32 protein-coding genes are annotated in these 25565 nt (G+C 67.2%); 13 read left to right on the plus strand and 19 right to left on the minus strand.

From position 1 onward, the window contains the following. Positions 1–61: 61 nt before the first annotated feature. Positions 62–2041 carry a hypothetical protein gene (locus J2T57_RS07070; protein ID WP_253476265.1) on the plus strand — a complete coding sequence of 660 codons (1980 nt, stop codon included), beginning with the start codon at positions 62–64 and terminating at the stop codon, positions 2039–2041. Between the two features lie 106 nt (positions 2042–2147). Further along, positions 2148–2744, plus strand: coding sequence for a hypothetical protein (locus J2T57_RS07075; protein WP_253476266.1), 597 nt, complete (start codon positions 2148–2150; stop codon positions 2742–2744). Here the strand turns inward: J2T57_RS07075 and J2T57_RS07080 are convergent. The 7 genes from J2T57_RS07080 to J2T57_RS07110 all read right to left on the minus strand — a co-directional run bounded on the left by J2T57_RS07080 (position 2741) and on the right by J2T57_RS07110 (position 9155). Beyond that, on the minus strand, positions 2741–3613 hold the full coding sequence (locus tag J2T57_RS07080) for an energy transducer TonB family protein (RefSeq protein ID WP_253476267.1): 873 nt from the start codon (positions 3611–3613) through the stop codon (positions 2741–2743). The two genes, J2T57_RS07075 and J2T57_RS07080, sit on opposite strands and share 4 nt — an antisense overlap. Positions 3614–3762: 149 nt before the next feature. After that, positions 3763–4152, minus strand: coding sequence for a hypothetical protein (locus tag J2T57_RS07085; protein WP_253476268.1), 390 nt, complete (start codon positions 4150–4152; stop codon positions 3763–3765). Between the two features lie 111 nt (positions 4153–4263). Then, a complete protein-coding gene (locus J2T57_RS07090) occupies positions 4264–7344 on the minus strand; it encodes a hypothetical protein (protein WP_253476269.1) in 3081 nt (1026 codons plus the stop codon). Positions 7345–7467: 123 nt separating this feature from the next. After that, on the minus strand, positions 7468–7797 hold the full coding sequence (locus J2T57_RS07095) for a hypothetical protein (protein ID WP_253476270.1): 330 nt from the start codon (positions 7795–7797) through the stop codon (positions 7468–7470). 134 nt (positions 7798–7931) lie between these two features. Continuing rightward, entirely contained in the window at positions 7932–8321 is a 390-nt protein-coding gene (locus J2T57_RS07100; protein WP_253476271.1) for a HepT-like ribonuclease domain-containing protein, read from the minus strand. Further along, on the minus strand, positions 8318–8608 hold the full coding sequence (locus J2T57_RS07105) for a nucleotidyltransferase family protein (RefSeq protein ID WP_253476799.1): 291 nt from the start codon (positions 8606–8608) through the stop codon (positions 8318–8320). The genes J2T57_RS07100 and J2T57_RS07105 overlap by 4 nt, the downstream gene beginning before the upstream one ends. Before the next feature lie 265 nt (positions 8609–8873). Further along, entirely contained in the window at positions 8874–9155 is a 282-nt protein-coding gene (locus tag J2T57_RS07110; RefSeq protein WP_253476273.1) for a hypothetical protein, read from the minus strand. A 252-nt stretch (positions 9156–9407) separates the two neighbouring features. Between J2T57_RS07110 and J2T57_RS07115 the strand changes: the two genes are divergently transcribed. Then, a complete protein-coding gene (locus J2T57_RS07115) occupies positions 9408–9989 on the plus strand; it encodes a hypothetical protein (RefSeq protein ID WP_253476275.1) in 582 nt (193 codons plus the stop codon). Between the two features lie 112 nt (positions 9990–10101). Here J2T57_RS07115 and J2T57_RS07120 read toward each other — a convergent pair whose 3' ends face one another. Further along, complete coding sequence (locus J2T57_RS07120) at positions 10102–10614, minus strand: DUF4262 domain-containing protein (protein ID WP_253476801.1); 513 nt, start codon at positions 10612–10614, stop codon at positions 10102–10104. Between the two features lie 186 nt (positions 10615–10800). Here J2T57_RS07120 and J2T57_RS07125 point away from each other — a divergent pair, with 186 nt between their 5' ends. After that, positions 10801–11244: a hypothetical protein gene (locus tag J2T57_RS07125; RefSeq protein ID WP_253476277.1), complete on the plus strand. Its 444-nt coding sequence runs from the start codon at positions 10801–10803 to the stop codon at positions 11242–11244. 21 nt (positions 11245–11265) lie between these two features. Here J2T57_RS07125 and J2T57_RS07130 read toward each other — a convergent pair whose 3' ends face one another. Further along, positions 11266–11613 (minus strand): DUF7673 family protein, encoded by a 348-nt coding sequence (locus J2T57_RS07130; RefSeq protein ID WP_253476279.1) that lies wholly within the window; start codon positions 11611–11613, stop codon positions 11266–11268. 370 nt (positions 11614–11983) lie between these two features. Further along, positions 11984–12700 carry a hypothetical protein gene (locus tag J2T57_RS07135; protein WP_253476281.1) on the minus strand — a complete coding sequence of 239 codons (717 nt, stop codon included), beginning with the start codon at positions 12698–12700 and terminating at the stop codon, positions 11984–11986. Between the two features lie 243 nt (positions 12701–12943). Here J2T57_RS07135 and J2T57_RS07140 point away from each other — a divergent pair, with 243 nt between their 5' ends. After that, positions 12944–13300 carry a hypothetical protein gene (locus tag J2T57_RS07140; RefSeq protein WP_253476283.1) on the plus strand — a complete coding sequence of 119 codons (357 nt, stop codon included), beginning with the start codon at positions 12944–12946 and terminating at the stop codon, positions 13298–13300. 111 nt (positions 13301–13411) lie between these two features. Next, positions 13412–14260, plus strand: coding sequence for a hypothetical protein (locus tag J2T57_RS07145; protein ID WP_253476285.1), 849 nt, complete (start codon positions 13412–13414; stop codon positions 14258–14260). A 58-nt stretch (positions 14261–14318) separates the two neighbouring features. On the opposite strand, the gene J2T57_RS07150 is transcribed toward J2T57_RS07145, so the two are convergent. Then, a complete protein-coding gene (locus tag J2T57_RS07150) occupies positions 14319–15023 on the minus strand; it encodes a GNAT family N-acetyltransferase (protein ID WP_253476286.1) in 705 nt (234 codons plus the stop codon). 150 nt (positions 15024–15173) lie between these two features. Here J2T57_RS07150 and J2T57_RS07155 point away from each other — a divergent pair, with 150 nt between their 5' ends. The 3 genes from J2T57_RS07155 to J2T57_RS07165 all read left to right on the plus strand — a co-directional run bounded on the left by J2T57_RS07155 (position 15174) and on the right by J2T57_RS07165 (position 16805). Next, the gene (locus J2T57_RS07155; RefSeq protein ID WP_253476288.1) at positions 15174–15326 is read left to right on the plus strand and encodes a hypothetical protein; all 153 of its coding nucleotides are present in this window, start codon (positions 15174–15176) and stop codon (positions 15324–15326) included. 99 nt (positions 15327–15425) lie between these two features. Then, positions 15426–15644: a hypothetical protein gene (locus J2T57_RS07160; RefSeq protein WP_253476290.1), complete on the plus strand. Its 219-nt coding sequence runs from the start codon at positions 15426–15428 to the stop codon at positions 15642–15644. A gap of 33 nt (positions 15645–15677) precedes the next feature. Continuing rightward, positions 15678–16805, plus strand: a complete 1128-nt coding sequence (locus J2T57_RS07165) for a phosphoadenosine phosphosulfate reductase domain-containing protein (protein WP_253476291.1) — start codon at positions 15678–15680, stop codon at positions 16803–16805. A gap of 239 nt (positions 16806–17044) precedes the next feature. On the opposite strand, the gene J2T57_RS07170 is transcribed toward J2T57_RS07165, so the two are convergent. Further along, on the minus strand, positions 17045–17467 hold the full coding sequence (locus J2T57_RS07170) for a hypothetical protein (RefSeq protein WP_253476292.1): 423 nt from the start codon (positions 17465–17467) through the stop codon (positions 17045–17047). Next, a complete protein-coding gene (locus J2T57_RS07175; RefSeq protein ID WP_253476293.1) occupies positions 17464–18039 on the minus strand; it encodes a hypothetical protein in 576 nt (191 codons plus the stop codon). The genes J2T57_RS07170 and J2T57_RS07175 overlap by 4 nt, the downstream gene beginning before the upstream one ends. Before the next feature lie 346 nt (positions 18040–18385). On the opposite strand from J2T57_RS07175, the gene J2T57_RS07180 reads away from it, so the two are divergent. Continuing rightward, a complete protein-coding gene (locus J2T57_RS07180) occupies positions 18386–18916 on the plus strand; it encodes a hypothetical protein (RefSeq protein ID WP_253476294.1) in 531 nt (176 codons plus the stop codon). Positions 18917–18927: 11 nt separating this feature from the next. On the opposite strand, the gene J2T57_RS07185 is transcribed toward J2T57_RS07180, so the two are convergent. The 3 genes from J2T57_RS07185 to J2T57_RS07195 all read right to left on the minus strand — a co-directional run bounded on the left by J2T57_RS07185 (position 18928) and on the right by J2T57_RS07195 (position 20360). Further along, the gene (locus J2T57_RS07185; RefSeq protein ID WP_253476295.1) at positions 18928–19164 is read right to left on the minus strand and encodes a hypothetical protein; all 237 of its coding nucleotides are present in this window, start codon (positions 19162–19164) and stop codon (positions 18928–18930) included. Between the two features lie 117 nt (positions 19165–19281). Then, entirely contained in the window at positions 19282–19710 is a 429-nt protein-coding gene (locus tag J2T57_RS07190; protein WP_253476296.1) for a hypothetical protein, read from the minus strand. Further along, on the minus strand, positions 19707–20360 hold the full coding sequence (locus tag J2T57_RS07195; RefSeq protein WP_253476298.1) for a hypothetical protein: 654 nt from the start codon (positions 20358–20360) through the stop codon (positions 19707–19709). The genes J2T57_RS07190 and J2T57_RS07195 overlap by 4 nt, the downstream gene beginning before the upstream one ends. A 133-nt stretch (positions 20361–20493) precedes the next feature. Here J2T57_RS07195 and J2T57_RS07200 point away from each other — a divergent pair, with 133 nt between their 5' ends. The 3 genes from J2T57_RS07200 (at position 20494) to J2T57_RS07210 (ending at position 22633) form a co-directional block, all read left to right on the plus strand. Next, the gene (locus J2T57_RS07200; RefSeq protein WP_253476299.1) at positions 20494–20922 is read left to right on the plus strand and encodes a hypothetical protein; all 429 of its coding nucleotides are present in this window, start codon (positions 20494–20496) and stop codon (positions 20920–20922) included. A gap of 111 nt (positions 20923–21033) precedes the next feature. Next, positions 21034–21390, plus strand: a complete 357-nt coding sequence (locus J2T57_RS07205) for a helix-turn-helix transcriptional regulator (RefSeq protein WP_253476300.1) — start codon at positions 21034–21036, stop codon at positions 21388–21390. Beyond that, on the plus strand, positions 21380–22633 hold the full coding sequence (locus J2T57_RS07210; RefSeq protein WP_253476301.1) for a type II toxin-antitoxin system HipA family toxin: 1254 nt from the start codon (positions 21380–21382) through the stop codon (positions 22631–22633). The genes J2T57_RS07205 and J2T57_RS07210 overlap by 11 nt, the downstream gene beginning before the upstream one ends. A gap of 131 nt (positions 22634–22764) precedes the next feature. Here J2T57_RS07210 and J2T57_RS07215 read toward each other — a convergent pair whose 3' ends face one another. From J2T57_RS07215 to J2T57_RS07225, 3 genes are all read right to left on the minus strand, one after another. Next, positions 22765–24006: a peptidoglycan-binding domain-containing protein gene (locus tag J2T57_RS07215; protein ID WP_253476302.1), complete on the minus strand. Its 1242-nt coding sequence runs from the start codon at positions 24004–24006 to the stop codon at positions 22765–22767. Positions 24007–24151: 145 nt separating this feature from the next. Then, entirely contained in the window at positions 24152–24493 is a 342-nt protein-coding gene (locus J2T57_RS07220) for a hypothetical protein (protein WP_253476303.1), read from the minus strand. Positions 24494–24772: 279 nt separating this feature from the next. Beyond that, positions 24773–25564 (minus strand): hypothetical protein, encoded by a 792-nt coding sequence (locus J2T57_RS07225; protein ID WP_253476304.1) that lies wholly within the window; start codon positions 25562–25564, stop codon positions 24773–24775. Position 25565: the final 1 nt, after the last annotated feature.

Consider the following 25565-nt stretch of genomic DNA (forward strand, 5'->3'; position numbering starts at 1 on the left):
GTGCGCGCCGGGGCCTCATCGGCGCTTGACAATTAATATAAGAAGTATATAATATGGCAGCATGACACAAAAACAGCGTGCTGCACGAAACTCCTCCCACCCCGTGGCGAGCAAGAGCGCTCCCCGGGGTGATCGTGATTGCGCCTTTACCGCGGCGGCCAGCTCGGCGAGACTAGGCGGCGGGCAGGACGGCAAGGCGGAGGGAGTCGTGGAAAGTACACTCGTCAAGACGATAGAGGTTCTCGCAGGCGATCACGGTATCGCGTCCGATGCCGCGCGCGCCATTGCGCTTCGCGAGAGCTTCGCGCTCAGCGCGCCGGCTGACAGCAACTACCGCGTGATCGCGGTGCGGGCAGCCTTGCCAGGGGAGGGCGAGCCAGAGAGCGGGGCCGGGAGCGACCTGCGCGAGGCACTGGTTGTCCTGACGTCCGGGGCGTGCCTGCGCCTTGAGATCAGTATTGACGAGTCGGCAACGCTCGAGGCGATCCATGGCAGGCTCCATGCGCTTGCGAGCGCCGCGGCCTCGACGCTGACACCGGCAAGCCTGGAGCCGGACGGCGTGCACGATCTCCTCGACCGGCTCGAGGGCAGGTTTCCCGATCCGGTGGCTGTCCGCGGGCTTGCCGCGCTCATTGTCGCCGACCACGCCCGGGGGCTTGTGCGCGCGGTGATTGCCGAGGCGCGTCATGCCGCCGAGCCGCCGGGGCTTGCGGCCATGCTCGATGACCATGGGCTTGAGGTGGCCGATGCGAACCTCGCGCTGATCATGCCCCAGCAGGCCCAGGACGCCATCTGGCGGCGCCTCGCCGAGCACCCGGGGGTGGTGGGTGATGCGCTCGTCGACAGCGAGGCCTTCGATCTGCTCGCAGCCGGTGTGCCCGCCGAGGTGATCGTCCGCCACTTCGCCGGCGAGGCGGCCGAGGGTGCTGACCCCGAATGCCTGCGACGCCTGCTCGGCCTTGGCTGGCGGGCGAGCTCGCTCGGCCTCTCACCACTTGCCTATCGCCTGGGCGTGCGCCTGCCGCCCGCCTGGCTACCGGAGCCAGGGGACGCCGAGGGCGCCGAGCTCTTCCTCTCCATTCTCGCACGCTGCCGGCGCATCGCTGCTGCCTTCGCCGCTCGCGACGAGGCGGCCGCCGGCGCAGGCGAGGAGGATCTCATCCTGCGAATGCTCCTTGGCGCCGGCGCCGGACTGGGCGACTTCCTCGACTTCCGCCCCCAGCGCGTCGACCCCGATGCGGTCTCGGCCTATGTCGGGGCGCTGTCGCGGGAGCTTGTCGCACCGGCGCTCGAGACGGATTGGGGTTACTACGAGCCGGACGATGTCGCCGCGGTCATTGGCCCGGCGCTCGCCGCCTCGCGCGGCTTTGCCGGGATGCTGGGGCTTGCCGAGGCCTGGCGGCGGGCGCGTGGGCGCTTCCTCTCAAAACTCTCGGAGAGTGGGCTGCTCGACTACGAGCCGCGCTGGACGTGGACCGACCAGGCCGGGAGCCTCTCGGTCCGTGGCGCAACACTTGAGCCGGTGCAGAGCCTCGAGGCGCTGCTCGAGGTCGCAGCGGCGCTCGATGAGGGGCTCCTTGAGGAGATTGAGGCGTGCATCGCCGCGCGCCGCGGCGTGCTGGTGCTGCGCGAGGGTGGTGAGGCGGTGGCCGCACTGGTCGTCGCGCTGCCGCTCACGGAAGCAGCCCTCCAGGGCGTGCCGGCCGAGGAGGTGGTGGTGCGGGCGGTGGGTGGCGATGAGGCTCGGGTGCTGCGCGCGACAGAACTCCTCGGCAGGCTGCTCGAGGCGCTCTATGCCCAGAGCCGCCAGGAGGACTTGCAGTCACTGGATCAGCGCGCGGCCGCCTACGCTGAGCACTCCCTTGCCGAGCTCGCGGTGCTGGCCGGACCGCCCCAGGCGCTCTTTGCCGACCGTGAGGCGCTTGCCCTTGCCCACGACTTCCACGCCTCGCTGCTCGGTGTCGACCCCGCGCGCTACACGCCCCAGGCACTGGGCCGCGCGTTGATCAACGGCTTGATCAAGCCCCCCACCCGCCACTAGGCGCCTGCGCCAGGCCGCGCACCTACCCCCCAAATGGGGGTGGTCGTGCTGGTTGAATGCCCGCTATCGTGGCCCCTGGGGTGGGTGAGGTGCGGAGGCGGATCGCATGAGGGGTCGAGCGGGTTGGACAGGTGGGCTTGCGGCGGCGGCAGTGACCGCGGCCACGCTGCTGGCGGGCACGCCAGTTTCTGCGAGCGGCCTTTGCAGCGATGTGGACGCGCTGCTCGAGGCCAAGCGACAGAACTTTCGCACGATCCGCGCCGATCGGGATGACAGGGCAGACTTCGTCCTTGGCAACGCGACGCGCTGCTCCGTGCTGCATGACGCAGACGGCGGCAGCTATAGCTGTACGTGGTCCTATCGAGGCGTGCCCGGCGATCGGCCGATGCAGGACTATGAGGCGTTGATCCGCGGGCTCTACGCCTGCACGAGCATCCACCCGGCGGCGGTGCTTGTCGGGGAGCCCCCTCCCCGTTCCCCGCCGTACCGCTCTCGCGAGGAGATACTGGATCAGAGAATGGAGGCGGCCTGGTGGTTCTTTCGCGAGCGAAGCAGGTATTCGATTGCGAGGGAGGAATTTTATGATGCCGTCGAGTTTCGGGAGATGGAGTCTTACATGCGCTCTGAGCAGCTCTATGTGATACTCAACTACGAGGAGCGTGGCGATTCGTTCTCGATCCATCTGCATTCGGTAAACTACTAGCGCAGCCGGTATTCGACCGGCATGCGTAGATTATGCAGCGTGTGCGCCGGCGCCTCCGGCAGGGGGGAGAGGCGCTCCAGGAGTTTGAGGGCGCCGTTGTCGAGCCTCGGGTGGCCCGAGGACTCGAGGAGCTCGATATCGGTAATGTCGCCGCGCTCGGTGACCGTGAAGCGAACCACCACGGTGCCCTCCTCACGTCTGCGCTCGGCCTGCCGGGGGTACTCCCGGTGGCGCTGAAAATAGCCCCCGAGCCACTCCAAGTAGGCGCTCGCCTCGGCGGAGTCGGCGTAGTCGGCTGCCGGTGGCCTCTCAGCCGCCGGGCAGGCGTCTGCCACCGGGGCGATGGCACGTGCGGAGCCTGCGAGCGAGAATTCAATCACCTGGCGCGCGCCGTGGCGGGGGCGAAGCTCAAGGAGAAAGCGGTTGTGGCGGGCGAGCCCGGCCACGAGCGCGCGGTCGCCGCCCGAGTGAGCGATGTGCGGCGAACGCCCGGTAAACCAGGCGGCCTGCTGCGCTGGCAGATCATCGAAGCGGTAGCGCACGTCGAGCGTCTGCTCGAAGGCGAACGTGGCGCTCTCCACCGTCACGCCGAGGATGCCGGAGGCGCAGACGACGGTGAGACGCGCAGGCGGCTCGCCAGGGGCTGAGCGCACCCGGGCATAGGGGGTCTCGGTGTCGTCCATGCGGTCGCGCGCGACGCCACTGCTCCACTCGGCCATGGCACTGGCGGGGGTCAGCAGGAGGGCCGCGGTGAATGCCGCGGCTGCCGGGAGCGCGCGCCAGGGCGTGACTGGGGCGGTCTTGTCGGGATCAGCCATGGTGGCCACCGCGAGGCGGTCTTGCTGGAACCATCGGCGCTGCGTGCTCATGCATCGATCTGCCTGTTTGTCTCGCGGGCCATCGGGTGTTGCGCCTGCGGTGCAACGCGCTCAAGGGGAGGATGTAGCATCTCCGGGCGCGCGTGTCGAGACGCTCGGGCGACGGCGCACGGTGCGGCCGTGCGCTCGCGCGGCGCGAATCACTCCTCCTCCGTCGCCGTCAGCCACGCCCGGCCCTGTCCGACGCCAAGGTGGCCGTCATCCCGGGCACGGCGCCGGACGATGGCATTGGCCTCGGCGCGGCTCACCGCCTCGATGCCCTCATAGGCAATGCCCTCGTGCAGATCCCAGGCGGGATACTCAAAGCGCACCACCACGCGAAAGCGGCGAAGCGGCGCGGGCGCGTCTTTCGCGCGACCGCCTGGCGAGCGAGCGGGCTTGCTGGCAGGAGCCGCGATGCGAAGCCCAAGCGCCGCCTCGACCTCCTCGCGGGTGCCAATGACGGGCTCCGCCGCATGCCCCTGGGGGTAGGCGTAATGGCGGCCGCTTGCGAGCAGGCCGATGCGCGGGTCGAGCGGTGTCTCGGTCATGGCCAGCGCTCCGGGCGATTTCAGCAGTTGATTTATTATAACGAAAATAAATAGAAAGTCAATGCGCTCGGCGCTCGTCACCGCGCCTGGGCGGCAACTGGTAAGCGATCCTTACCGGTTGCCCGGAGCGAGGTGCTGAGCGCGCGCGGCCTGCATCGCCTCACCGAGCCGGGTCAGCAGGGCGGGCAGCGCCTCGGGGATGAGGAGCCCTTCGGCCTCGCCGACGCGTGCCCGAAGCGCCTCGAGGGTATCGGCGGGCAGGGCGTTGTGGCGCTGTGCGATGGCCAGGCCAAGGTGCTGATCGGTGATCGTGATCGGGGCATCGGTGGCAAGCGGATGGAGCCACAGGCCGACCTGGAGCGGGGCGTCGAGGAGCTCCTCGGCATGCGCCTCATCGCGGTAGATCCCGAGGAAGGCGTTGCGGGTGCGAGCGCGCTGCGCCGCACTGCCAAAGTGCATCAGCCACTGCTCGGCGCGGGCACGGAGGACCAGGCTTCGCATCCCCCGGCCGCGCTCGGCGACAAGGCCGAGCGCAAGGCGAATGTGGGTGCTCGGCACGTAGCGGCCCTTGCCGTTGTAGAGGCAGCTGTGGAAGGCACGGTAGAGTGACTCGAAGCAGGTCGACTCGATGCCTTCTGCGGCGAAGCGCTCATCGAAGCGCGCCACCTGGTCGTCGGCGTCGGCTGCGAGTCTTGCAATCACGCGGGGGTCGGCCGGTGCGCGCCCGGCCTGTGCCCAGGCGTCGATCGCCGGGTAGTCCTTGAGCGTGGTCTCGGCGGGATCTCCCGTTTCGTTGAGCCACGCCGTGGTCGGCGGCGCGAAGGCGATCGTGCGCTTGCCAGGGCGCACCAGGCTGCGCCCGACCCAGCGCCAGGGGTAGAGGGCGGCGACCCGGGGATCCGGCTCAAGCGTGTGGTAGAGCGCAATCTGCCCCTTGCCGGTGACCGCCAGGCGAAGCACCGTCAGCCCGGCGCCGTCTGCCGCCGTCTCGATGCGCTCGGCGAGCGAGGCGGCATGGGAGAGCGTATACACCTGGTCGAGAATCGGGGCGAGTGCGCGCAGCGCGCAGGCATCGGGCAGCGGAGCGCCGCGGTTGGCAACGCGCCAGGCGCGGATCGCTGCATCGACGTGCTCGACAAGTGCTGCCTCCGTGCCAAGGCCTGCCTCACGCGCAGCCCGGGCAAGGCAGGCGCGGCTGTCGGCCTCGGCGCGCGCATCGGCCTCGAGGGCGGCGAGGGCGTGCTTGAAAAGGCGGATGTAGGCCGTGTGCGCCGTGCGCGCGCTGCGGTTTTCGATGTAGTGGCGGAGCATCGGCGCACTCGCCTGATCGAGGCCGAGATAGCCCGCGCCAAGCCCCGCACCGGGGGGCTCTGGCAGGCTCACCCGGGCGTTGAACGTCGTCTGCGCGCCCTCCTCGCGCCAGCGCGTGCGGACAACGGGCACCTTGATGCAGAAGCGCCCCTGGTGGCGCGAAACCACGTGGAGTCCCACCGTGCGCGCGGGTGAGGCCAGGACATCGAGTGCAACCGAGCGCTCGCCGCTCACGTAGCGCGCGCAGGCGGGCGCGTTCTCCGGCGTCAGCAGATCGGGGTAGTAGCAGAAGACGCGCGAGCCGCTTTGCACGCCCGCGTTGCAGCCCGCGATGTACTCCTCGACGCTCGGGTGGGCGTCGCCCAGCAGCCGATCGGACTCGTCATCGGCGACAAAGCGGAAGTAGCGCGCCTGGAAGTCAAGGCGCAGGAACTGCCCGGCCTCGGCCTCGGGGTAGAAGCGCCCGAAGAGGTGCTCGCGGTGATCGAGCCCGCAGAGCAGGATCAGAAAGCGCTGGTAGTGGAGCGAGAGGCTTGCCGAGCGGCGGTTGGCGCGGGTGAAGCGCACGTCATTGAGGCCAATGCGTGAGCCGTCGATGCCGCGGAAGATCCGCGCATGCTCGTCATGGGTGGGGAAAAGCCGCGCGGCCGCCTCATGGCTTGGCGACTCGCTTGTCACCCGGTAGAGGTTCTCGCCGTTACGCACCAGCAGGAAGACGCGGGCGTTGGCGGCGTTGCGCGCGACACTGGCGAACGGGTCGCCGTAGTCGAGATCGCGGCGGCGAATAGCGCAGGAGACAACGCAGCGTGGCGCCGGCAGCAGCTGATCGCGAAGCCCGGGCTCCTCGGCAAGGCGCTGATCGAAGGCCGCGATTGAGCCCGCGTCGAAGTCCTCGGCGACATCCATCCAGGCGGCGAGCTCCTCGTCGATGAAGAGCTTGCGCTGCATGAGGGTGAGCGGCTCATCGGCACCCGCGGCCGCGCCGCTTGCAAGGCGCGTGGTGTGCACGCACTTGCCGGTGTAGAGATCGAGCGAGGCGAGCCCCTCAAGGAGCGACTCGGCGCTCGCGCGGGCATCGCTGGTGCGGGCGAGTGCGGCGGCGGCCTGCTCGGAGAAAAAGCCCGACATGGTGGCAAGCTTCTCGGCGATGGCCTCGGTGCGCGCCTTGATCCAGTCGGCCTTCGCACGTGCGATCACCGCCTGGTGGTTGACGGCCTCCCGCAGGGCCGCGAGATCGCCATCGTCGGGGCGACTGGCGAGCAGCCCGCCGAGGTCGCGGTGGGCGGCACCGCGGACCTGGCGCACTGCGTGGTCGTGGGCCTGCGCCGGGAGGGTCGCCTGCGCGGGAGCCTTGCCATCCTCGGGCGAGGCACCCTTCCCATCCTCGGGCGAGGCACCCTTCCCATCCTCGGGCGAGGCACCCTTCCCATCCTCGGGCGAGGCACCCTTGGCAGCGGCCTCGGTCCTGAGCGCCGCGGCGATGGCGGGCGCCATCACCGCGGGGTCGTGCTGACCGCGCAGCATCTCCTGCTGGAGTGCGGTGATCTCCTCCTGGAGGCTTGCCATCTCGCGGGCGCGCACGGCCTCGCCGTCCGGCGCTGGCTCGAAGCAATCGAGAAAGGCGTCGGTGAGGAAGGGCAGGTCCGGCGCCTTGCCCCAGAGCGGGTGCGCTGCCAGGGTGATGGTATGGGGCAGCCCCTCGAAGTAGTCGATGCGCGCAAGCAGCAGCACCGTGCCAGCGGCGATCTCCCGGTGGCCGGGATCTATCGGGGCGAGTGCCACCTTGCTGCGCCAGTAGCTGCCCGGCTCGAGCATCTGTGTGCGCGCCTGGCGCGAGACGCGCTCATCGCCCGGACGGGACAGGCCGATCTCGTTGGCCATCAGGGTGCCTCTGAAGCAGATTTGCTTACATAATATATCAAAAATAAATAAAAACGTCAAGCAGGCAGCCGCCCGCGACGGCCGGTGGCTGTCCGGCCGTGCGGGTGCGGGAGAGGCTTGTTGCTAGAGCCCGGGTGCGGGCTCGTCGTCGACCCTGATGCGCTCGCGCCGCCGGACAGCGCCAGGCACCCGGGGGTTTCGCAGCGCCTCCCGGGCGGCCGCGATTGGCAGGTCGGACCAGGTGTTTGGCTGGTTGTCGGGGTTGGCGCGGGCACGCTCGCGATTGACGCCCACCACCCGGTGCGGGCGGGTTCGCCCGACCGGCAGCGCGGGCTCGGCCATGGCCTCCTCCACGCCCCTGGCGAGGTCCTCCGCACTGCGGTGGACCGGCAGATGGCGCATGCGCCGGTGCGACTCCTGGGCGGCAGCGGGACTGCGGTAGGTTCTCGACATAAGCACCTCCTTGTTTTTATTGTCCCCAAAAGATACCACGCCTGCCGGGCCACTGTCAGCTGGCGGCGCAGACTCCCCAGGGCCAGGCCCCCGGCCCTGAGTTCCTGCCCTACGGGAGGTCGAAGGGGCAACGATCAGGGCTTGTGTTCGGCGTCGTGATCTCCCCCCGGAACCTGCCCCGGAAGATCCTGGATCTGGCGGTAGAGGTCCGGCAGCTCGTGCTGAATCGTTCGCCACACGATTGCGAAATCGACCTTGAAGTAGCCGTGAGCGACGATGTTGCGCATCTGGTACGCTGAGGAGAGAGGGAGCCGTGGGTGTCTTGCGGCAAACTGGGGGTAGCGCTTCTGGATGTTATTGCTGGCCTCGCCAATGATCTCAATATTGCGGATGACGGCGTCCTGGACCAACTGGCTATCCAGAAACGCCTCCTCGTCCATGTCGTCGGTGTAGCGATCGATGCGATCGATTGCCTCGAGAATGTGCGCCAGATAGTCAGCCAGGCGCTGGCCATCCCGAGTCATACCGGTCGAGCCTCAGAGATCACGCGAGCGCGCACGTCATCCGGCAGCGCATTCGGCGTGAGAACATCCACAGGCACGCCCAGCAATTCGATCAGCTCGTGGCGAATGGCGCCGAGGTCGAACAGGGTGGTTTCCGGGGTCGTATCGATCAGAAGGTCGAGGTCGCTACCATCCTTGTCCTCGCCGCGAAGCACCGAGCCGAAGACGCGCGCGTTCGATGCTCGGTGGGAGGCAACCACCTGCCTGATCGTGCTGCGGTTCGCGGCGAGTGCGATTGAGGGTTTCATCATTCACCTCCAGCAGTGACGGTACAGTATAGGGCGAAGGCGGCGCAGGCACCAGCACAAGGGAGGGCGGGCGAGCCAAGGCGACAAGAAGGCGGACACCCCTGCGCCACGTCACGGGACCGAGCACACATCTCCGCCGAGGCAGGGACGACACCGGCGTGGCGCGTTGGGTCGCCTCGGAGAGTCCGCGCTCGAGGGAGCGGCGCAGTCAGGCGACAAGGCCCCTGATCAATTCGCGAAGGCGAGGGGCTCCACCCACGGCGCCTCAGGAGCGTGCGAGGGCAATGACAGTGCCGCCCATGGCGCCGTCGAGATCAGCGGCGACGTGGGAGAAGCAGGGCTCGAGGTGGACCAGCTCGAGCCGCGCATTGAGCAGTCCGACATCCCGCCGGGGGGTCAGATCGAGGCCATCACGGTAGCGCGATAGCGCGCGCACCGTCGAAAAATGGAGTACGGGGCACTGGTTGCCCGCATAGACCGACCCGCGCTCGCTGGAAGCAGGGACAACGTAAAGAAAGCCCGTTGCAGTGCGCTCGCTGTTCGCCATGGTGATGCCTCCGCCGAGTGTGTTTTTATTATACACGAAAATAAACTAAAGTCAATGCGCGACCGCCTGCTCGGATGGCACGCAACGCGAGCGTTGAGCCATCCCGCCACCAGGGCATGACTGTCGAAGGCCGCGGGACAGGATGGGCTCGAAGGACGCTTGACATTAGAATGGTTTAAATATAATATCGTCGATACGATTCAGTGTGCCGGCAGGGGCTGGCGCCACGGGCTCGGCGAGCGAGGTGGGGCGATGGGACGGGTGCTGCAGGTGTTCCGCGAGAAGGCGTCAGGCTATGCCGTTTTCGCCCTGGTGATGGCGATACTCTTCGGGCCCATGTTTCTCCCCAGGGGCGCGGCGCCTGAGCGCACGCCGCCCGGAGAGCCGCGGGTGCACCCGGATGCGGACCTGGCGGTGATCGCGCGCGCCCGTGCGGTGCGCGAGATCGATACACGGACAGGCTCGCTGGCAAGCTCGGGGCTGCTTGGTGGCTACACTGGTGTGCCCTCGCCGTGCTTTTTGTCCGGCGTGTTCTCGACCAGTGATCCGAATCCGGCGATCGCCGCACGCGCCCGGCTCAGGACCGCGCGCTGCGACTTCTCACGTGACCTGATCGAGGAGACGGCCGAGGCGTTCGACTGGATCATCGCACTCGGCGAGGTGCCAGAGGGGCTGTGGTTTTTCCATCTGCGCGCGGCCGAGGCGACCGAGGAGACATTCAGCAGGGTGGGGCTTTTCATGAGCGAGGCGCACTGCGAGTGGGTCCAGCGTGAGGCGCTGCGCGTGGACTACCTGGTCTCGCGCTGCACCGCCTGGGATCCGCAGCGCTGGTGAGAGGGGGTAGCGGCTGCGCAGGGTCTCTGAAGACTTCCGACGGTTGCTCGAGACGGCCTTGCCCCGGCGCGAGGCTGCCAGCGCCTCGGCAAGGGCAACTGGCACCGATGGTCTACTGGTAGCGCGGCCGGAGGCGCGAGAGGTCATGGCCGAAAAGCCGTGACTGCTCGGCGGCGTAGTCCGGATCGCAGCCAGGCTCCCAGGGCAGGAGTCCGGCGGGGTCTGGCAGCAGCATCTGGAGTGCCTGCACCGTGCGCCCGGTCATCGCCGCGGCAACGCGGAGCTCGCGGGTGGCGAGTGCGGCATCGAGGGCGACAAAGCCAACGGGCAGGCCCCTGACGACCCGACGGGACGTGCCGCCGTCCTGCGGCACCCGGCCGCCGCGCGCCTCATCGGCGGCGAGATTCAGCAGCGAGCGGTGCAGCGAGGGCTCACCGACGCCGCTGATGCAAAGCTCCGGCAGTCCCGCCCGGCTGAGCCCCACGGTGTAGCTGAGATCCGCGCTCCCGCCACCGACAGCCTCGACTCCCAACACACTAATGACCGCCTGGCCGTGCCTGGCAATGAGCGCCTCGACGCGCGCAAGCACTGCCTCCCGATCAAAGCCGTCCGCCTGGTTTATCATTCGCGCCACTCCATTCAGTCCGTGTCTGTGCAGAAGTCTAGCGGGGCCGCGCAGGCGGGGGGCGGCGGAGATCCGGGGAGATTGGGCATGCCGTTGCACTGGTGAGCCTGTGCGTATCGCGCTAGCCTCCGTGTTGGTTGAAGGCAATCAGACCGTGAAGGGGGAGCGATGGGACGAGGGCGCTGGATGGGACGTGCGCTGACGCTGGCGCTGGCACTGGCGTCCATCGGATGGGCACAGACGCAGGAGCGCGTCGAGACCACCGATGGCCGTGTGCTGATTCTGCACGGCGATGGAACCTATGAAGAGGTTGGGCAAGCGCAGCCGGAGTCCGGTGACTACCAGCGCATGGGGATTGGGGATCTAAAACTCGACATCCGCGAGATGTATGGCGCGCAGGTCGAGTTCCGCACCGAGGTGGTGTCGTTTGGGGAAGTCATCACGCTCGGCGATCCATCTCAGCGATTCGGGGACTCTTCCCCAATTTTCGCCACCCCCGGACGCCTTGCGCGAGAGGACCGGCACTTTCTGATTGAGCGCTGCGCGAATGGCTGTGTGGTAACGGTGCGCGGGGAGATCGGCCGGGTGTTCATGGAGCCTGGGGTCATCCTCCACACGTTGGAGCACTAGTGCGTCGCACTGGCACCGCAGTCACTCGCCGCGCGCCCGGACCTCGCGCTCCCAGAGCGCACGGAACACCTGCTCGCCCTGCGCTATGTGCTCGTGCACCTCGAGGCGCGGCCCGGCCATGTCCATTAGCAGCACGCGCACGACGTCCTGCTGGAGGTCGGGGTCAAGACCGCGCAGCGCGGTCAGGTCCATGGGCCATTGCGGGCCGTTGTAGAGGCCAAGCAGGAACTGCCGCACGGTGCGCGACTGCCCGCTACCCTTTTGGGCGACGCCAACGAGGCGCTGCAGGGCGGGCACGCCGAGTTCCTCGGTCACCTCGCGTCTGGCCCGCAGCCACTCCAGTTGTTGTCTGATGCTCTCAGGATCCACGGGTACACCTCGACAGGCTCCAGTCGGTCAGACTAGGATACCAGAGGCGGCAGGAGGGGCCGTAGTCCACCTAGACACAGCATGGGAGCGAGGGGTCATGACGGACGACGGTGCGAACAGGAAAGAGATGGAGGGCAGCTTTCCAAGGCGGCATGAATACATTGACTGTACCGGCACGGTTAGGAATTTTGACATCCGAGCAGGTTCTGGATTGGCTGCGGGAGAATGAGGGCAGGGGGATCGCGTTGTTCATTCAGGGCCACGATGACGCCGTCTAGCGGGTCCTGGTGGGCCAGCACCCCCGAAACGGGCCGGCCACCAGGCGGCGGGAGGCCGACAATCCTGCCGCTTGGAAGGCGCCCGGGCGGGCTCATGGCTGGGGCGTGAGACGGGCGCTGACGACGGCCAGGGCGCGTCGCGCGGCGACGAGATCAAAGCGGTCGTGCGCATCGCGGATCCGGCCCTCCATGTCGATCCAGTAGGGCTGCCCACCGGCGGCGGCCGCGATCCGCGGCAACTCGAGCGGCAGCGTGTCCGGGCCAAGGCCTCCGGCGTACCCGCAGGGCTTGCCGGTGATGGGATCGGGCCAGGCGTCAGGCAGGCGGCCGAGGCCGCCGGAGGCGTCGAAGAGCACCTCGTGGCGATCAGCATCAAGGAGTGCCGTGGTGAGCCCGGCATTGCAGGTGTTGTGCTGGGTGATGATCCGCTGGTGCGCTGGCGCGAGAGCGAGCGCCTCGCGGATCTGCCCTGGCGTGCGCACGGTCGCCCGCAGGTTAAGCTGGACACGGCCGAAGTGCGCCGCCACCTCACGCACGTGACTGCGCCTCTCCACATCAAGGAACTGGAAAACCGCCTTGCCGCAGACATGCAGGGCCAGTGCGGGGCCGCCCGGCCCCCCGAGATCGGATACCAGGCGCTCGATCCAGTCCATCGCGGGATAGCGCCCGCTGCCTGCCTGGCTTACGCTGTAGAGCACGCCAAACTCAACAAAGGGGAACTCGGCGGCGAGATCGCGAAGCGCGCCGGGGCCAGTGGCCGGGTCGATGCCCGTCAGGGTGCAGCAGCGGAGCAGGCGGGTCTTGCGCACGGCGCCGTCCTCATTGCGGTGAAGTCTGTCATGGAAATTATATTAGAGAAATTAAAAAAGTCAATATGATTCGGACGACCGGGCAGGGGCAGGATGGGCTGCTTGCGGAGCGTGTCATGGGGCAGGAAGCGATTGACATGGAATTTAAAAACTGTATAATAATTAGCATCGAACCATGGCCAGGCTGGGCCGGAAGGCGCCGAAGCGTGGGCGATGACGATCAATAACGGCGGGAGCGGACACATGAGCACATCGACGACAGGCAGTTTCGAGAGCCGGGTGGATTTTGCTGCGCGCGTCATCGCCTCCGGGCGCGAGACGACGCGCAACTTCAGCAACTGCTTCGAGATGAATGACGGCGAGCATGTTGTCGAGGCGTTGCGGCGACGCGCGCAGCGAAACCCGCGTCTCGCGCAGGCGCTGCCGCGCTACATCAGGCAGGAAAGCGTAGAGGCTGCCGAGGCGACACTCGGCCACCTGACGCGCGAGCAGCTCATTGCCAACGCCAGGGAGACCCGTGAGCGGCGCTCCGCGGCCTTTGCCGAGCAGATCAAGGCCCGCCGGGCTGTGAGCGCGGATCCGTCAACGCCCGAACCGTAGCCTGCCCGGGCGGCTTTTGCGACGCACACGCTGGGCGCCGGTCTCTCCTGCGCCCTCAAGTCGCCCCAGGGGTGCTAGAATAAGGATTAAAATAATCCACCGGAGGTGGCCATGTACGCCGCACAGTTCTACGCCCGTCGGGTCATCCGGGATACTGCATGGGCGTTTGATACGTTCGCCCTGGTGGGGCTGATCGAGTCCTCACCGGATGCCGTGCAGCCGGAGTCGCTCGGAAGGGCGGAGGTGGTGCCCGGCGGACAGGGCTTCCGGATTGTCCCTGGAGGGTCACGCCACGCTGTCATCGAGGACGATGAGACCAGGCTTGCGGATGTCGCCGGGGCCCTGCGCCGCAAGATCTGGTCAGGCGCCCTGGCGGCGAACGGGCGAATCGACCTCTTCCTGCGCGAGACACGGATCAGTCCGAAGGGCGAGGGGGGCCGCGTCTATGCGTTCTGCGCGGCGGCGGTTTTCCCCGTGGGGCATCTCGAGGATGGGCTGCTCTACAGCTTCGATGACGCGGGGCGGCTTGTCGAAAGGCGTGCGGTATCGGCGCTCGGCGATGAGATCGGGCAGCTCTTTGATCGGCCAATCTGGCATGTTGGCGGAGAAGACGAGCAGTATGCGCTACTCTCGACACGCCGCCTTGATGTCCATGACGCCAGCGTTCGTCGATCGCAGCTGATGCTCGAGGCGATGGAGCGAGGTGCGTCGGTGGGCCGGGAGGTCGCGCTTGAAATCGCGGCCATTACGGCCTTTCTTGAGGACGAGCGGATGCAGCGAGATGGGGAGTTCCGGCACTATCAGCGCACCATGCTGCGCCGCCACGGCGTCATGGATTACTCGGTCCCGCAGACGAAGAATGACCTGATGCGCCGCCAAGCGGCGGTGAGAGAGGTGCTGGATGCCATAAAGACAGCACCGTCTGCTGAAATCGGGGGCGACCACGCCCCTTGCCTGTAGCCGCCTCGCGAGGGCGCCGCCAGGAACCACAAGGGCCTACCAGGGCCGCGCCGCGCCGTCAGGGTGCTGGCGCAAGACCCTCCCGGGCCTCGCCCGCCCGGCGGAGCGGGGTGTTGGCAACGAAACGCTCGCCATCCTTTGTGCGATCGTCCGAGTGGCGAAGCCCGGGGTGGTCGAGCAGGACGCGGCCGATCAGCCGCCGGGCCAGGCCCTGGCGGCGGTAGTCCGAGCGCGTGTAGAGCGTGCTGATGACGCTATCGACGATCTGCGCCCCGCAGACCGGCTCGCCATTGATGAGCAGCTGGTAGCGCTCGCCACCGTGCGCTCCCGTGATGCGACGGTACTCCCCTGATGAGGCGACCAGCCGCTCAAGGCCCACGCGGCTGGTGGCGTCGGGTGCGTTCACCGGCAGGAGCAGCCACGCCATGGGATCGCGTGCGAGCTCCCCGACCAGTGCCGCTTCCTCTAGCCCATCGCAGAGTACCGGTGCACGTCCGCCCCGCGTGAAAAGAAAGTCAAAGCCCATGGTGCGCACGCCATAGAGGCGCCCGCGCGGCCCCTCGACCACGTAGAAGGTGGTTGTGTCATCGGCACGGAGGTAATCCGCCAGGCACTCACCCTCCTCGAGCAGCCCGCTTGTGTCCACGGCGGCGTCGAAGTCCGTGAGCGACAGGGCGGACGCATCAGCGCGAAGCGCCTGGAGCGCAGCCGCTTCGGCCGTGTCGAGTCGGGTTGATCCGTCGAAGTACTGGAAGCGTGCCATCGCAATGCCCTGGTGTCGATGCCGTGCCGGACTGGAGTCCGCACAGATTATTTACAGACAATTATATCATCCTGCAGTTCTGGCGGGGCCAGGGCGCTTGACAACTTTAATATAAAGAGTATAATTAAAGCCAGCTACCGAGGACACGCCATGAGCCAGCAGGACGATCCGCGCCTCACCCCCCGGGACGACTGGCAGACCCAGGGCCGGGGCAGTAATGACCAGGAGTATGAGATCTACAGGGAAGCCGCGGAATCACTCGGCTGGCCGCTGAAGACCTATGAGGAGTGGCTCGCGTCCTAGCGCCCTGCCCAGGCGCCGTTGCGCGCGCCCGTCTTTCTGCCAAGCCAACCGATGACTGGGCGCACCATCAGGTGCGCCCGCCCAACCGGAGTCGACGCCATGCGCATGATTGTCAGTGTCCGTGAAACCCATACCGCGCACTACGCCCTTGAGGTCTCCGAGGCGGACGCGCGCAAGATCAAGGCGGCGGACGATGAGGAGCGACGGGTGCTCATTCAGAGGCTGTGGGGGTCGAGTGCCCCGGACTACGTTGATGGCACCTCTGAGTTCATCGAGGCGCTGACCGACACGGGTGAGCTGATCAGTCTCGGTGACTGATCAGGGCAACCTGGGACAGTGGGGGCGATCGCCATGCTGAATCAGCTTGAACTCTTCTGCGAAAAGACAGCGGCGCAGGTCGTCGAGACGGGCGGGCTCGCGGTTGCACGGGATGCGGCTGTCGACCGCGCCCTGGGCGCGAACGCCCCCTGTGCCGTGTCGGTCTCCGGTGGCAAGGACTCGTTTGCGGCAGCCATCGCAACCCACGCTCACCTTGAGGCGATCGGTCACACCGGCCCCCGGCTTCTCATCCACGCCGATCTCGGCACGGTGGAGTGGGCGGACTCGCTGCCCGCCTGCGAGCGCCTGGCGGCGCATCTTGGCTGGGAGCTTGTGGTGGTGCGCCGCGCCGCCGGTGACATGATGGAGCGCTGGGAGAGTCGCTGGGCGTCGAGCCTGCGGCGCTACGCCGCGCTTGAGACACTCACCCTGGTGCTGCCCTGGAGCACGCCGGCAATGCGCTTTTGCACCAGCGAGCTGAAGACCAACGTGATCCTGCCCGCACTGCGCCGCCGCTACCGGGGCGAGGTGGTGGTCAACGTCACGGGGGTGCGCCGCGAGGAGAGTAGCGCACGCGCCAAGGCGCCGGTCGCAGCCGAGCTGCCGAAGTTCCGGGGCTCGCACACGCCGATCCTCTCCTGGAACCCGGTGGTCACGTGGGGCGAGGCGTCGGTCTTTGACGCCATCGAGCGCTCGGGGGTCACTGGACACATGGCCTACGGTCTTGGCATGTCCCGGGTCTCCTGCTGCTTTTGCATCATGAGTAACGGCCGCGACATGGAGATCGCGGTGAGTGCACCGGATAACCATGCCATCTACCGGCGCATGGTGGCGCTCGAGGCGGCGAGCAGCTTTGGCTTCCAGGGCACGCGCTGGCTTGCCGATCTCGCCCCGCAGCTCCTCGACGACGCGCTCACACAGGCGGTTGCCCGGGGCAAGGCGATTGCCGCCGAGCGACAGCGCCTGGAGGCGATGATCCCCGCAGACCTTCGCTTCCGCAAGGGCGTCGCCGAGCGGCTGCCAAGTCGCGAGGAGGCGGCGCTTGTCGCCTCGACCCGCCAAACGCTCTGTGCGCATTTCGGCATCGAGGGCGCCGTCGCACTCGATGCCGAGGGGGTCATGGCCCTCTATCGGGAGCGCTGCCTGCCGGCCGCCGCCTGACCCGCAGGTGGGGGTCGGCGAACTGCGGGATGTCCTGCGGGAGGTGCGGCGCCAAAGCTGAGGCAGCGGCGTGCGCCAGCGGGCGTCCACGCTGTCCGGGCGCAGGCGCCGGGCGGTGGGGGCAAGGGCATGGGGCAGGCGAGGGCAACACCGATCGAGCGATGCAGCAGGGAGCAGGGCTGATTGCCGAGGCGGTGGCGCCGAACCAGGCCTGCGCTCGCTTCGCGCAGGCCGCCCGATCATTGCAGGCGCAGCGTGGCAGTGACACCGATCGTTTGCGTCTGCACGCCTGGCGCGAGGCCTGGGGCACTCTGGGCGCTTTCCATCAGCCCCTGGGCTGACATCGGGCGCGCACCCCCGAGGTCATGGATCTCGAGTCGCACGAGGTGGGCCGTGCGCCCGTCGGCCACCGCCGCCGCCCTGGCGTGCACCTGCTCGCGCGCCTTGGCGATCAGCGCGGCCTCAATCCCCGGTGCCGCGCGGGCGCTGACCAGGAAGCACAGACTGAGATCGCTTGGCCCGGTCACGGGGGCACTCTCCGTGCTCTCAGCACCAGCCACTGCACTGGCACCGATCAGGGCGTTGACGCCACTCGCCACAAAGCTGAGCATCGCGACGACCGCGATGCTTGCGTAGAAGAGCTGGGTCATGTCCATCTTCATGCCAGGGCGCTCCTGTCAACGCTCGCCGACCCGCGTCTCGCATCGACGCCGTCGCCGACAAGCTCGCCCGGGAGCATGCCGACATTGGCAAGCCCCTGTAACGGGCGGATGAGACAGCTGATTGCGCGCATTACCTGGAGGCGGTCCATGGGCGCGCGGGGAAAGGCGATGACAGCAGCTACCTCACCGCTGTCGCGGTCGAGCGCGCCGAGGCGAAGGGTCTGCGCGTCGGCCTCCACCTGGAGCGCGGCAAAGGGGTGATCCTGATCGCCCGCGGCGTAGTGGGCGCCGGGGGGCGCGATTGCGAGCGTCATTCTCGCGATGCCCGCACCGGCTGCAATGCGGTTGTGGACGGTGCAGAGCACGCGGCCAAGCGCGCCCAGCAGTGCGGCGTCAGTGGGCAGAAAGAGCGCGCAGCGACAGGGCATCGCAGCCTCGTCCAGCGCCTCGATCACCACCTGCCACTCGGCGCCAAGGCCGATCAGGACACCGGCAGAAGGCCCTTCTCCGAACGCGCTTCGCCAAGCGCCACCCGGCGTTTCATAGCGAAGACTCATGTACTGATCGCGCATGATGACACACCCCTTTTGTCGTTCCTTCATTATAATTAGCGTTTAAATAATGTCAATAATTCGGCCTGGTTTAATGAAAAAGACGAGCAAGAAGTGGCTGTGTGCAGGACTCGGGCAAGGCGGTCGGCATGCCAGGGGATTCCTTCCGACGACTGGCAGGTGCGAGAGCCGGGCGCGGGCATGCGCCAGTGCGCCGCGAGACGCGTGCTGCGGACAATTCATGGCCGAACGCAGCGGACATGGGGCTCGGGCAGCTGAGAGTGTTGATTTTTAATTCGCTTGATATATAATCATGACGTCTGCGCCCAGGGCGGCAGGACCCTATTGGCCACACGGAATCACAAGCATGGCAATCAGCGCCCCGACTCCCCGCCTCCAGCGTGGCAGTGTCAATCTGCTCCTTGTCGCGACACTGGCCTTCATCGCCTTCTATGGCTACAACAGCGTTTTCGTCCCGCACTACAACAGCAAGGTCATCGAAAGTATGCGTGGCAACCCGGCGACAGTCACGATTGATGAAGTTCTCCTTGCGCAGGAGTACGCAGAAAAGGCCACCCCGTCGATACAGCCCCAGGGCCTCTATGCCTATAAGGGGAAGTGGCACGGAAGGTCCGTTTCCATCCGGTTGCTTTTCTCTGACGATGGCAGCACCCTCCACAAGGAGGCGATGCTCCTCGGCCGCCACCTGCTTAGCGCCTCGGCGACAGTGCATTTCGAGGGCTCGGTGATGCGCTACAGCGACATTCGTGGGGATCGTGTCCTCTTCTCGGATAAGGGGACGCCCGTCACCGTCATCTCGGCCGACGAGCTTGTGTTCGAGAAGCCGGAATCCAGTCTTGAGGGAACCAACGGGAAGGTCGTCTTCAGGCGCCCATAGCGCCTGCCGGCTCAAGCGTCCTGCTCGCCCGCCGCCTCGTCGTGGAGGCGGCGGTTGTCCTTGCCGGCAAGATAGACCGGGTAGCTCACCCAGCTGCGGTCGTAGGGCTGTCCCAGCCAGCCGCGCCGGTAGGCCATGCCGCGCCCGCTCGCCTCGCGAATGAGGATCTCGTGCATGTCGCGCGCGATGAGATAGGCCTGGCGAGCGCGCTCGCTCTTGAACCGCCGGGGCGGGGGAGACTTAGCCATGTTGACCTCCTGGGCGTCCTGCCGTCCTTTGAGCCGCGGTGCGATGCGCGGGGTGATCGCAGTGGAGAGGGCGTGTTTCACCTCCAGCCATGCCCATGGTGCCCCGCCGGGGCCTGCCTAGCCTTGTGGGGATCGCTGCGCCGTCTCCAGATCCGCCAGGCGCGCTTCGGCCTCGGCCCGGAGCTGGTGCGGTGTCTTCCCGGCAAGCCGCTGGAGCGTGACCACCAGGCGCTCGCCTGGCATGACCGATTTGGAGCGGAACTCAAGCGACATCTCGATGTAGTTCGGCGTCGCCGCGTCAACGAACTGCTGGGCGAACGCTTCGGCGAGAAGCCGGCAGGCGCCGCCCTCGAGCCGCATGTTGATCCCCCGGGCATCCAGGGTCATCTCGTGGAGCAGGAGTTCGCGAACCTCCTGGTCGACAAAGGCCGCGCGCAGGCGCTCGCACTCCGACTCAAGAGCCGTGATGCGCGCGGTGAGCGAGCGCCGTGACCGGGGCAGGGAGGCTCTCACCAGGTGCAGCAGGAAGGCGCCGAGACCCCTCATGGCTGCACCTCCGGGGCAGGTCCGGGCGCGCGGGCGAACCGGCACGGAGCCTCCAGGACGAGCTGATCGAGCCGGGCGGTGAGAAGCGCGCTGGTCTCAAACCAGGCGTGCATCCCGCTGTCGTCGCCAAGGAGCGTTCCGGCGTCCTGATCGGTCCGCTCGTCCTTGCCGAGCATGCCGATGCGAAGCCCCTTCGCCCCGTAGAAGTCCACCACCGGGGTGTGGGGGATGGCGCGGCGCGCCAGGTGCGCTGTGGCGACCCAGTGGAAGGCCCAATTGTAGTGCGCGCGGCTTAGCTCAACGTAGTCGCTGTCCCGCGAGAGCAGGTCGATGACCGGGAAGTCCTGATCGACGCCGTGGCGACGCCGCGCAAGGCGCCAGCGTGTCGCGGCGCTTGAGTCGGGCGAGCGATCCAGGCGCGAGAGGCGCGCGCGAAGCCGACCGCGGGCGCGATCCGCGGCCCGAGTGAAGTGCGCACTGCAATCAGCGTAGTGGTAGATCGCAACCGGCGCGATGGTGTCAAACAGCCAGGCATCATCAGCGATCCACTCGCGAAGCGCGAGAAAGGCCCGGTCGGCCGGGGAGAGGTCCTCGGGGGCGTACTGCGTCTCGCCAGGCACGCGGGCAGACAAGGGGGTGACGGTATTCATGGGCGCTCCCATTGGCCAACTTTAAATATTATACAAGAAAATAAAATAAAGTCAATGGGCGCGTTACCGGGAGGCGGTTGACATCGTGGCGGAACACGATATAATTAAATGTTTATAAATAAACAGGGCGCGTATGCTTATCACGGCGTATCACGGCACACCGTACCGGTTCTCCCGCTTCCGCGCTGCTGCCTCGGGCATCCACTTTGGCAGTGTCGAGCAGGCTGTCCACGCCTGCACCATCCGACTTGGCAAGCTTCCCATTGCGCAGTTCGAGCGCCTGACTGCGGGCCGGGTTGGCTGGCCCGGGCGAATTCTTCAGGTGCGGCTGTCGATCCGGTGCATGGAGCGCGTGGCTGATGCAGGCACGGCGGCGGCCTGGCAGGCGGCAATTAGGGAGGCCCGGGCGGCGGGCATCGATGCGCTCGTCTACGAAAACGCCTACGAAGGGCGACTGGCGGGCGATGCCGTCGTCGTGTTCGAGCCGACCGCAATCGAGATCCTGGACCCGGACTGGAACCCGGCTTCTCGGCATGATGAACAGATCATGATTCATCAATAGGTCATAACTGGAACAATGGTCTATAAAAGGATCATTGTACTTGCTTGCGACGGGCGTCCGGCCTAGACTCGGGGGCGACTTGAACGCATCTCAACACGTCACCGGGGCATCATGGCAAAGCGCGCCAGCAGGGGCTACACCCATTACAGCGAGGAGGCGGTTCGCCTGCTTGGCGAGGCTATTCGTCAGGGGCGGATCGCCCGGCGAATGACTGCCGAGGAGCTTGCCGAGCGTGCCGGCGTCTCGCGTGGCCTGGTGCAGCGTGCTGAGCGCGGGGAGATGGGCTGCACGATTGGCGCGGTCTTCGAGCTTGCCGCCATCGCTGGCGTGCCGCTGTTCGAGGCCGACCCCGTGGCGGCCAGGCGCGAGGCGCTGCCAAGCCCGTCCGGGTGGGTGGCGGCACCGGTGCCGGTGCTGCCGCGCCGTGCCCGCAGGAAAAAGCCAGTGGAGCCGAAGGATGATTTCTAGGGCGCCGCAGGAGGCCTATGTGTGGGTGTACCTGCCAGGGGCAAGCGAGCCCGTGGTGGCGGGGCGCATTGCCGTCGATGATGGCGTCTACCGCTTTAACTACGGCCAGAGCTACCTGGCGCGGCCTGATGCAATCGCGCTCTACCTGCCGGAGCTGCCACTGGCCCCGGGGGTGATCGACCCGCCGGCGGGCATGGTGATGGCCGGTAGCCTGCGCGATGCTGCTCCCGACGCCTGGGGTCGCCGGGCGATTCTCCACCGCCGCTTCGGCGCGGTGGGGGCGGAGCAGGATACCGGTGACGTCGATGAGCTGACCTATCTGCTCGAATCAGGATCGGATCGGATCGGCGCGCTCGACTTCCAGGCGTCGGCGAGCGAGTACGTGCCGCGCATCGAGGCACCGGCAAGCCTTGAAGATCTCCTTGATGCCGCGCGGCATATCGAGGAGGGGCGGGATCTGCCGCCTGAGCTTGGCCGGGCGCTGCACCACGGCACCTCGATTGGCGGTGCGCGACCGAAGGCGCTGGTGGTCGACGGCGAGGGACAGTGGATTGCGAAGTTCGCATCGAGCAGTGACATCACCAACGTGGTGAAGGCGGAGCATGTCGCCATGCGCCTCGCGAGCGCTGCCGGGCTTGCGGTCGCACCGGTGCGACTGGTGGCGTCGGCCGGGCGCGACGTGCTGCTGGTCAAGCGCTTTGACCGCGAGCCGGCCGGCGTCACCTGGTCGCGGCGCGCCATGGTCTCGGCACTGACCATCCTCGGTCTCGATGAGATGCAGGCGCGCTATGCGAGCTACGGGGATCTCGCTGACCAGATCCGCCTTCGCTTCACGCACCCACGGGAGACGCTGCACGAGCTTTTTGCGCGGATGAGCTTCAACGTCATCTGTGGCAACACCGATGATCATGCGCGCAATCACGCCGCGTTCTGGGACGGGCAGGCGCTGACGCTCACCCCCGCCTATGACATCTGCCCGCAGGCGCGCACCGGCAACGCCGCGAGCCAGGCGATGGCGATCGATGGCGCGGATCGGAGAAGCCGCCTTGCCACCTGCCTGGCTGCGGCCCCCGCTTTTCATCTGGGCGAGCAGGCGGCACGGCAGATCATCGAGGCGCAGCTGGCGGCCATAGAGAGCCATTGGCAGGCGATCGCGGACGAGTCCGCGCTGAGCCAGGCCGATCGCCGTGCGCTCTGGGAGCGGGCGATCATGAATCCGTCGATCTTCGATGGCTGGCAGTAATACCGGGGTTGACAGGGGCAGCACCCGGTGATCTTCGCTGTCCCGGGACCGGGGACACGCACGGCGGGCACGCCGCTCGCCACCACCCGGGTGGTGGCGCGATGTTGGCCGACAGGTTGGTGCGTGTTGTGTTAGCGCTCGCAGATGAGGTCTATTCTGTGGTGAGCGCGTCCGCCGGATCTCGCGGAATGGATGAGATGGCACCATTGAAAAGAAGCCCCACCGCGATAGCTTCTCCCGAGGTGCCAAATCCCAGCTGCGCCGTCGGCTCTACGGGGGTCACGTTCGGGGGTGTGCGTCATCCCAAATGAGCCGGTGAGTCTGGCGTCGATGCGTTGCGTGTAGCTGGATGCGAGGGCCGAGTCAGCGTGCTCAAAGTGGCCCGTGCACCTGGTCATCCTCTGGTTGGAGCGATTGGTCTCTGTCGCGCATTGACCACTCGTTAATCCCCCGGAGAACCAGGCGCTGATTTCGCGCAGGAACTGCTCTGTTTGCGCGGCGGACTGCCGCTTCGCAGTCTCAGCGCGCTGTGCGAGGACACGGTAGGCAGCGTTCTCGATCATCGCGATGGCGCCGGCAACACTCGAGCGTGTGATCTGCTGGGGAAATTGCGCTCCATGATCACGCTCGAAGTTACGCATTGCAGCGCGCGTCTGGGCGCCCATGAGGCCATCGAGTGGCCCCGGGTCATAGCCGAGATTGCGCAGGCCAGCCTGCACCGCCAGGACCGGTGCACGATCAACATCCTGCTGGGTCCCCTCGGAAGGATAGTCCAGCAGGTACCAGGTGCTCCGGTTTGGGCCCAATTGAAATGCAGCGGGGGTCAGCCATTCGATGCCATTAAGGTCCCTGGCGATCTCCGCGCCAAAACCAGAAACAATCATGCTCGCGAGGCACCTTTCCAGAATTCTTGACGTATCGAGGCTGGGCAGAGATGTCGGACGACCGTAGCGGCAGTACGGGATTTCCCCGCCGGTCCAGGCATAGCGATCACCCTCCTCGCCCCTATGGAGCTGCTTGGAATAGGACCGCCACTCGACAGCCATGGCATAGGAGTAGGTATTGTGGTCGATCGGCTGATCATCGAGAGTCACGCAGTGGCCGGGGTTGATCTGGGAATCGCGCGCGAGTACCTCCCGACGGGCGCCGGCATGCGTCTCCCGTCCCGCCGTGACATGCATCCGGTAGGGCGTGACGTTGCAGGCCTCCCAGCCCGCCGTCGTCGGCAAGGGCGCGAGCCCAAGAGAGGCGAGGAGAATCAGGGGCACGCACCAGGCGAGCAGTTGTCGCGGAAGCGGGCGCCAGGTCTGCTCTGCACCGGGGTGGGCGTTGCCGCTCTCTGCTCGCCAATGGCCCGCCTCGCCTCTGCCCATCACCCACCCGTCAGTCTTGTTGTTGGTTGCTGTGTCTCTGATACTAGACACGGCAAGGGGCGCGCGACCACCCCCAAATGGGGGTGACTTGCGGCGATGGAAGGGCGCGCGGGCGGGCCGTGTCAGCCCGCCGTGATGCGCAGGCTCAGAATGAGGAGTGCTCGGTGAGATGGCCCTCGCCGGTGCGAATCGCCTGCTCAAGCAGCGCACGGGTCTCGGGGGGCAGCGCCCCGTCGAGGGCCTTGCGAACGGCCCTGACCATGCCCTCGGCGTCGCCATCGGGGAGGCAGTGGATGAGATCGCCCTCGTCGAACTGCCTCTCGACGCCGTCTTCGGCGCAGATGGCGGTCATCTCGGCAAAGACCTCCCGCATGGCGGCCTCGGGCGAGGCGGCATAGACGCTCGTCGCGTAGGTGCCTGCGTCAGTGTTAGGGCTAGCCCAGTGGCAGCAGACGCGGTAACGGCGGACATCGACTTGATTCGACATAATGGCTGATTTCCTTGCTGGGTTCACGTTATTATTATAAGGAAAACAAAATAAAAGTCAATCAGTTTGTTGCGCGATCCTGGCCGGGTAGCGCGTCCCCATGGTTGTCGAGCGGCAGTGCCCCATCGGCGCGTGGCGCCGGTGCGGATACCTCGCACCCGGTTGCGAGAGACAGGGGCTGGTAGGGCGCCCATTCGCAGCGAAGCGCGCGTTCACAGGGCGCTGCGTTGGGGGGCGTCGACGCCTGGGCGGCGAGCGCCTGCCGCCGGATATCGCAAGCTAGTGGGAGGGGCGCGCCTGCCCGGCCACCACATCGACGCGAAAGTGCTCACCAACGCTCACTGCAAGGCCTGCCAGGCGCGGCAGTGTCTCGCGCGCGCCATCGCGCACCTCGACGTGGTAGAGGCTCTCGGGAGCGCCGGCGCCTGGCGCGCTGACGAAAGCCTGCGGGCCGCCAAGCCCATCGGTCTCGATGATCTCGATGCGGGCAACGCGGCCTTCGTTGAGATCGATCCAGCGCACCACCAGGACCGGGGTGTAGGCGTGATCGGGGAGTTCGAGCACGAAGTGCGCGGCCTCGCGCTGCCCGCCCGCGCCCTGCTCGCCCGGCAGCTCCTGCGGTGCGGCCTCTCTAAGCGTGTAGGGCGAGGGCGCTCGGTGGGGCTGCGTGCGCTCGATTTGCGCAATCGAAAGCGCGGGCTCCGGGGTGAATGCGCGCAGCTCCCCCAGGCGTGTGATGAACGCCTGAGGCGATCGTAGCGCCAGGAAGTGCGCGCGCCCGAGCGAGACATCCCGGTCGGCGAGCGTCTCGCGCAGGCGTGAGGCGAAGCGCTCGTGGTCTGTCGCAGCCGCGTGTGACGGGTGGCCGGCTTGCGACCGCGCGTCCACAGGCAGCCGAGGCGCAGGCGCGGCAGGGGGGTCGTCGGCGATGGCGAGCGGGGCGGCGTGCGGGCGCTCGGCACCTGTCGTGTTCTGCGTGAGCGGGGCGGACTGCCACAGCCAGGGTGCGGTGCTGGCGATGGCCGCGACCAGGGCGATCGCGGGAAGCAGGCGCCGAGAGCGTATGGCCATG

It is taken from the genome of Natronocella acetinitrilica, assembly GCF_024170285.1.
In the GTDB taxonomy this organism is placed as follows: domain Bacteria; phylum Pseudomonadota; class Gammaproteobacteria; order Nitrococcales; family Aquisalimonadaceae; genus Natronocella; species Natronocella acetinitrilica.

Excerpts from the sequence above, each read along its gene's own strand:
- J2T57_RS07070 (WP_253476265.1), top strand. The coding sequence starts at position 62 with ATGACACAAAAACAGCGTGCTGCACGAAACTCCTCCCACCCCGTGGCG.
- J2T57_RS07075 (WP_253476266.1), top strand. The coding sequence starts at position 2,148 with ATGAGGGGTCGAGCGGGTTGGACAGGTGGGCTTGCGGCGGCGGCAGTG.
- J2T57_RS07080 (WP_253476267.1), bottom strand. The coding sequence starts at position 3,613 with ATGAGCACGCAGCGCCGATGGTTCCAGCAAGACCGCCTCGCGGTGGCC.
- J2T57_RS07085 (WP_253476268.1), bottom strand. The coding sequence starts at position 4,152 with ATGACCGAGACACCGCTCGACCCGCGCATCGGCCTGCTCGCAAGCGGC.
- J2T57_RS07090 (WP_253476269.1), bottom strand. The coding sequence starts at position 7,344 with ATGGCCAACGAGATCGGCCTGTCCCGTCCGGGCGATGAGCGCGTCTCG.
- J2T57_RS07095 (WP_253476270.1), bottom strand. The coding sequence starts at position 7,797 with ATGTCGAGAACCTACCGCAGTCCCGCTGCCGCCCAGGAGTCGCACCGG.
- J2T57_RS07100 (WP_253476271.1), bottom strand. The coding sequence starts at position 8,321 with ATGACTCGGGATGGCCAGCGCCTGGCTGACTATCTGGCGCACATTCTC.
- J2T57_RS07105 (WP_253476799.1), bottom strand. The coding sequence starts at position 8,608 with ATGAAACCCTCAATCGCACTCGCCGCGAACCGCAGCACGATCAGGCAG.
- J2T57_RS07110 (WP_253476273.1), bottom strand. The coding sequence starts at position 9,155 with ATGGCGAACAGCGAGCGCACTGCAACGGGCTTTCTTTACGTTGTCCCT.
- J2T57_RS07115 (WP_253476275.1), top strand. The coding sequence starts at position 9,408 with ATGGGACGGGTGCTGCAGGTGTTCCGCGAGAAGGCGTCAGGCTATGCC.
- J2T57_RS07120 (WP_253476801.1), bottom strand. The coding sequence starts at position 10,614 with ATGATAAACCAGGCGGACGGCTTTGATCGGGAGGCAGTGCTTGCGCGC.
- J2T57_RS07125 (WP_253476277.1), top strand. The coding sequence starts at position 10,801 with ATGGGACGTGCGCTGACGCTGGCGCTGGCACTGGCGTCCATCGGATGG.
- J2T57_RS07140 (WP_253476283.1), top strand. The coding sequence starts at position 12,944 with ATGAGCACATCGACGACAGGCAGTTTCGAGAGCCGGGTGGATTTTGCT.
- J2T57_RS07145 (WP_253476285.1), top strand. The coding sequence starts at position 13,412 with ATGTACGCCGCACAGTTCTACGCCCGTCGGGTCATCCGGGATACTGCA.
- J2T57_RS07150 (WP_253476286.1), bottom strand. The coding sequence starts at position 15,023 with ATGGCACGCTTCCAGTACTTCGACGGATCAACCCGACTCGACACGGCC.
- J2T57_RS07155 (WP_253476288.1), top strand. The coding sequence starts at position 15,174 with ATGAGCCAGCAGGACGATCCGCGCCTCACCCCCCGGGACGACTGGCAG.
- J2T57_RS07160 (WP_253476290.1), top strand. The coding sequence starts at position 15,426 with ATGCGCATGATTGTCAGTGTCCGTGAAACCCATACCGCGCACTACGCC.
- J2T57_RS07165 (WP_253476291.1), top strand. The coding sequence starts at position 15,678 with ATGCTGAATCAGCTTGAACTCTTCTGCGAAAAGACAGCGGCGCAGGTC.
- J2T57_RS07170 (WP_253476292.1), bottom strand. The coding sequence starts at position 17,467 with ATGAAGATGGACATGACCCAGCTCTTCTACGCAAGCATCGCGGTCGTC.
- J2T57_RS07175 (WP_253476293.1), bottom strand. The coding sequence starts at position 18,039 with ATGCGCGATCAGTACATGAGTCTTCGCTATGAAACGCCGGGTGGCGCT.
- J2T57_RS07180 (WP_253476294.1), top strand. The coding sequence starts at position 18,386 with ATGGCAATCAGCGCCCCGACTCCCCGCCTCCAGCGTGGCAGTGTCAAT.
- J2T57_RS07185 (WP_253476295.1), bottom strand. The coding sequence starts at position 19,164 with ATGGCTAAGTCTCCCCCGCCCCGGCGGTTCAAGAGCGAGCGCGCTCGC.
- J2T57_RS07190 (WP_253476296.1), bottom strand. The coding sequence starts at position 19,710 with ATGAGGGGTCTCGGCGCCTTCCTGCTGCACCTGGTGAGAGCCTCCCTG.
- J2T57_RS07195 (WP_253476298.1), bottom strand. The coding sequence starts at position 20,360 with ATGAATACCGTCACCCCCTTGTCTGCCCGCGTGCCTGGCGAGACGCAG.
- J2T57_RS07200 (WP_253476299.1), top strand. The coding sequence starts at position 20,494 with ATGCTTATCACGGCGTATCACGGCACACCGTACCGGTTCTCCCGCTTC.
- J2T57_RS07205 (WP_253476300.1), top strand. The coding sequence starts at position 21,034 with ATGGCAAAGCGCGCCAGCAGGGGCTACACCCATTACAGCGAGGAGGCG.
- J2T57_RS07210 (WP_253476301.1), top strand. The coding sequence starts at position 21,380 with ATGATTTCTAGGGCGCCGCAGGAGGCCTATGTGTGGGTGTACCTGCCA.
- J2T57_RS07215 (WP_253476302.1), bottom strand. The coding sequence starts at position 24,006 with ATGGGCAGAGGCGAGGCGGGCCATTGGCGAGCAGAGAGCGGCAACGCC.
- J2T57_RS07220 (WP_253476303.1), bottom strand. The coding sequence starts at position 24,493 with ATGTCGAATCAAGTCGATGTCCGCCGTTACCGCGTCTGCTGCCACTGG.
- J2T57_RS07225 (WP_253476304.1), bottom strand. The coding sequence starts at position 25,564 with ATGGCCATACGCTCTCGGCGCCTGCTTCCCGCGATCGCCCTGGTCGCG.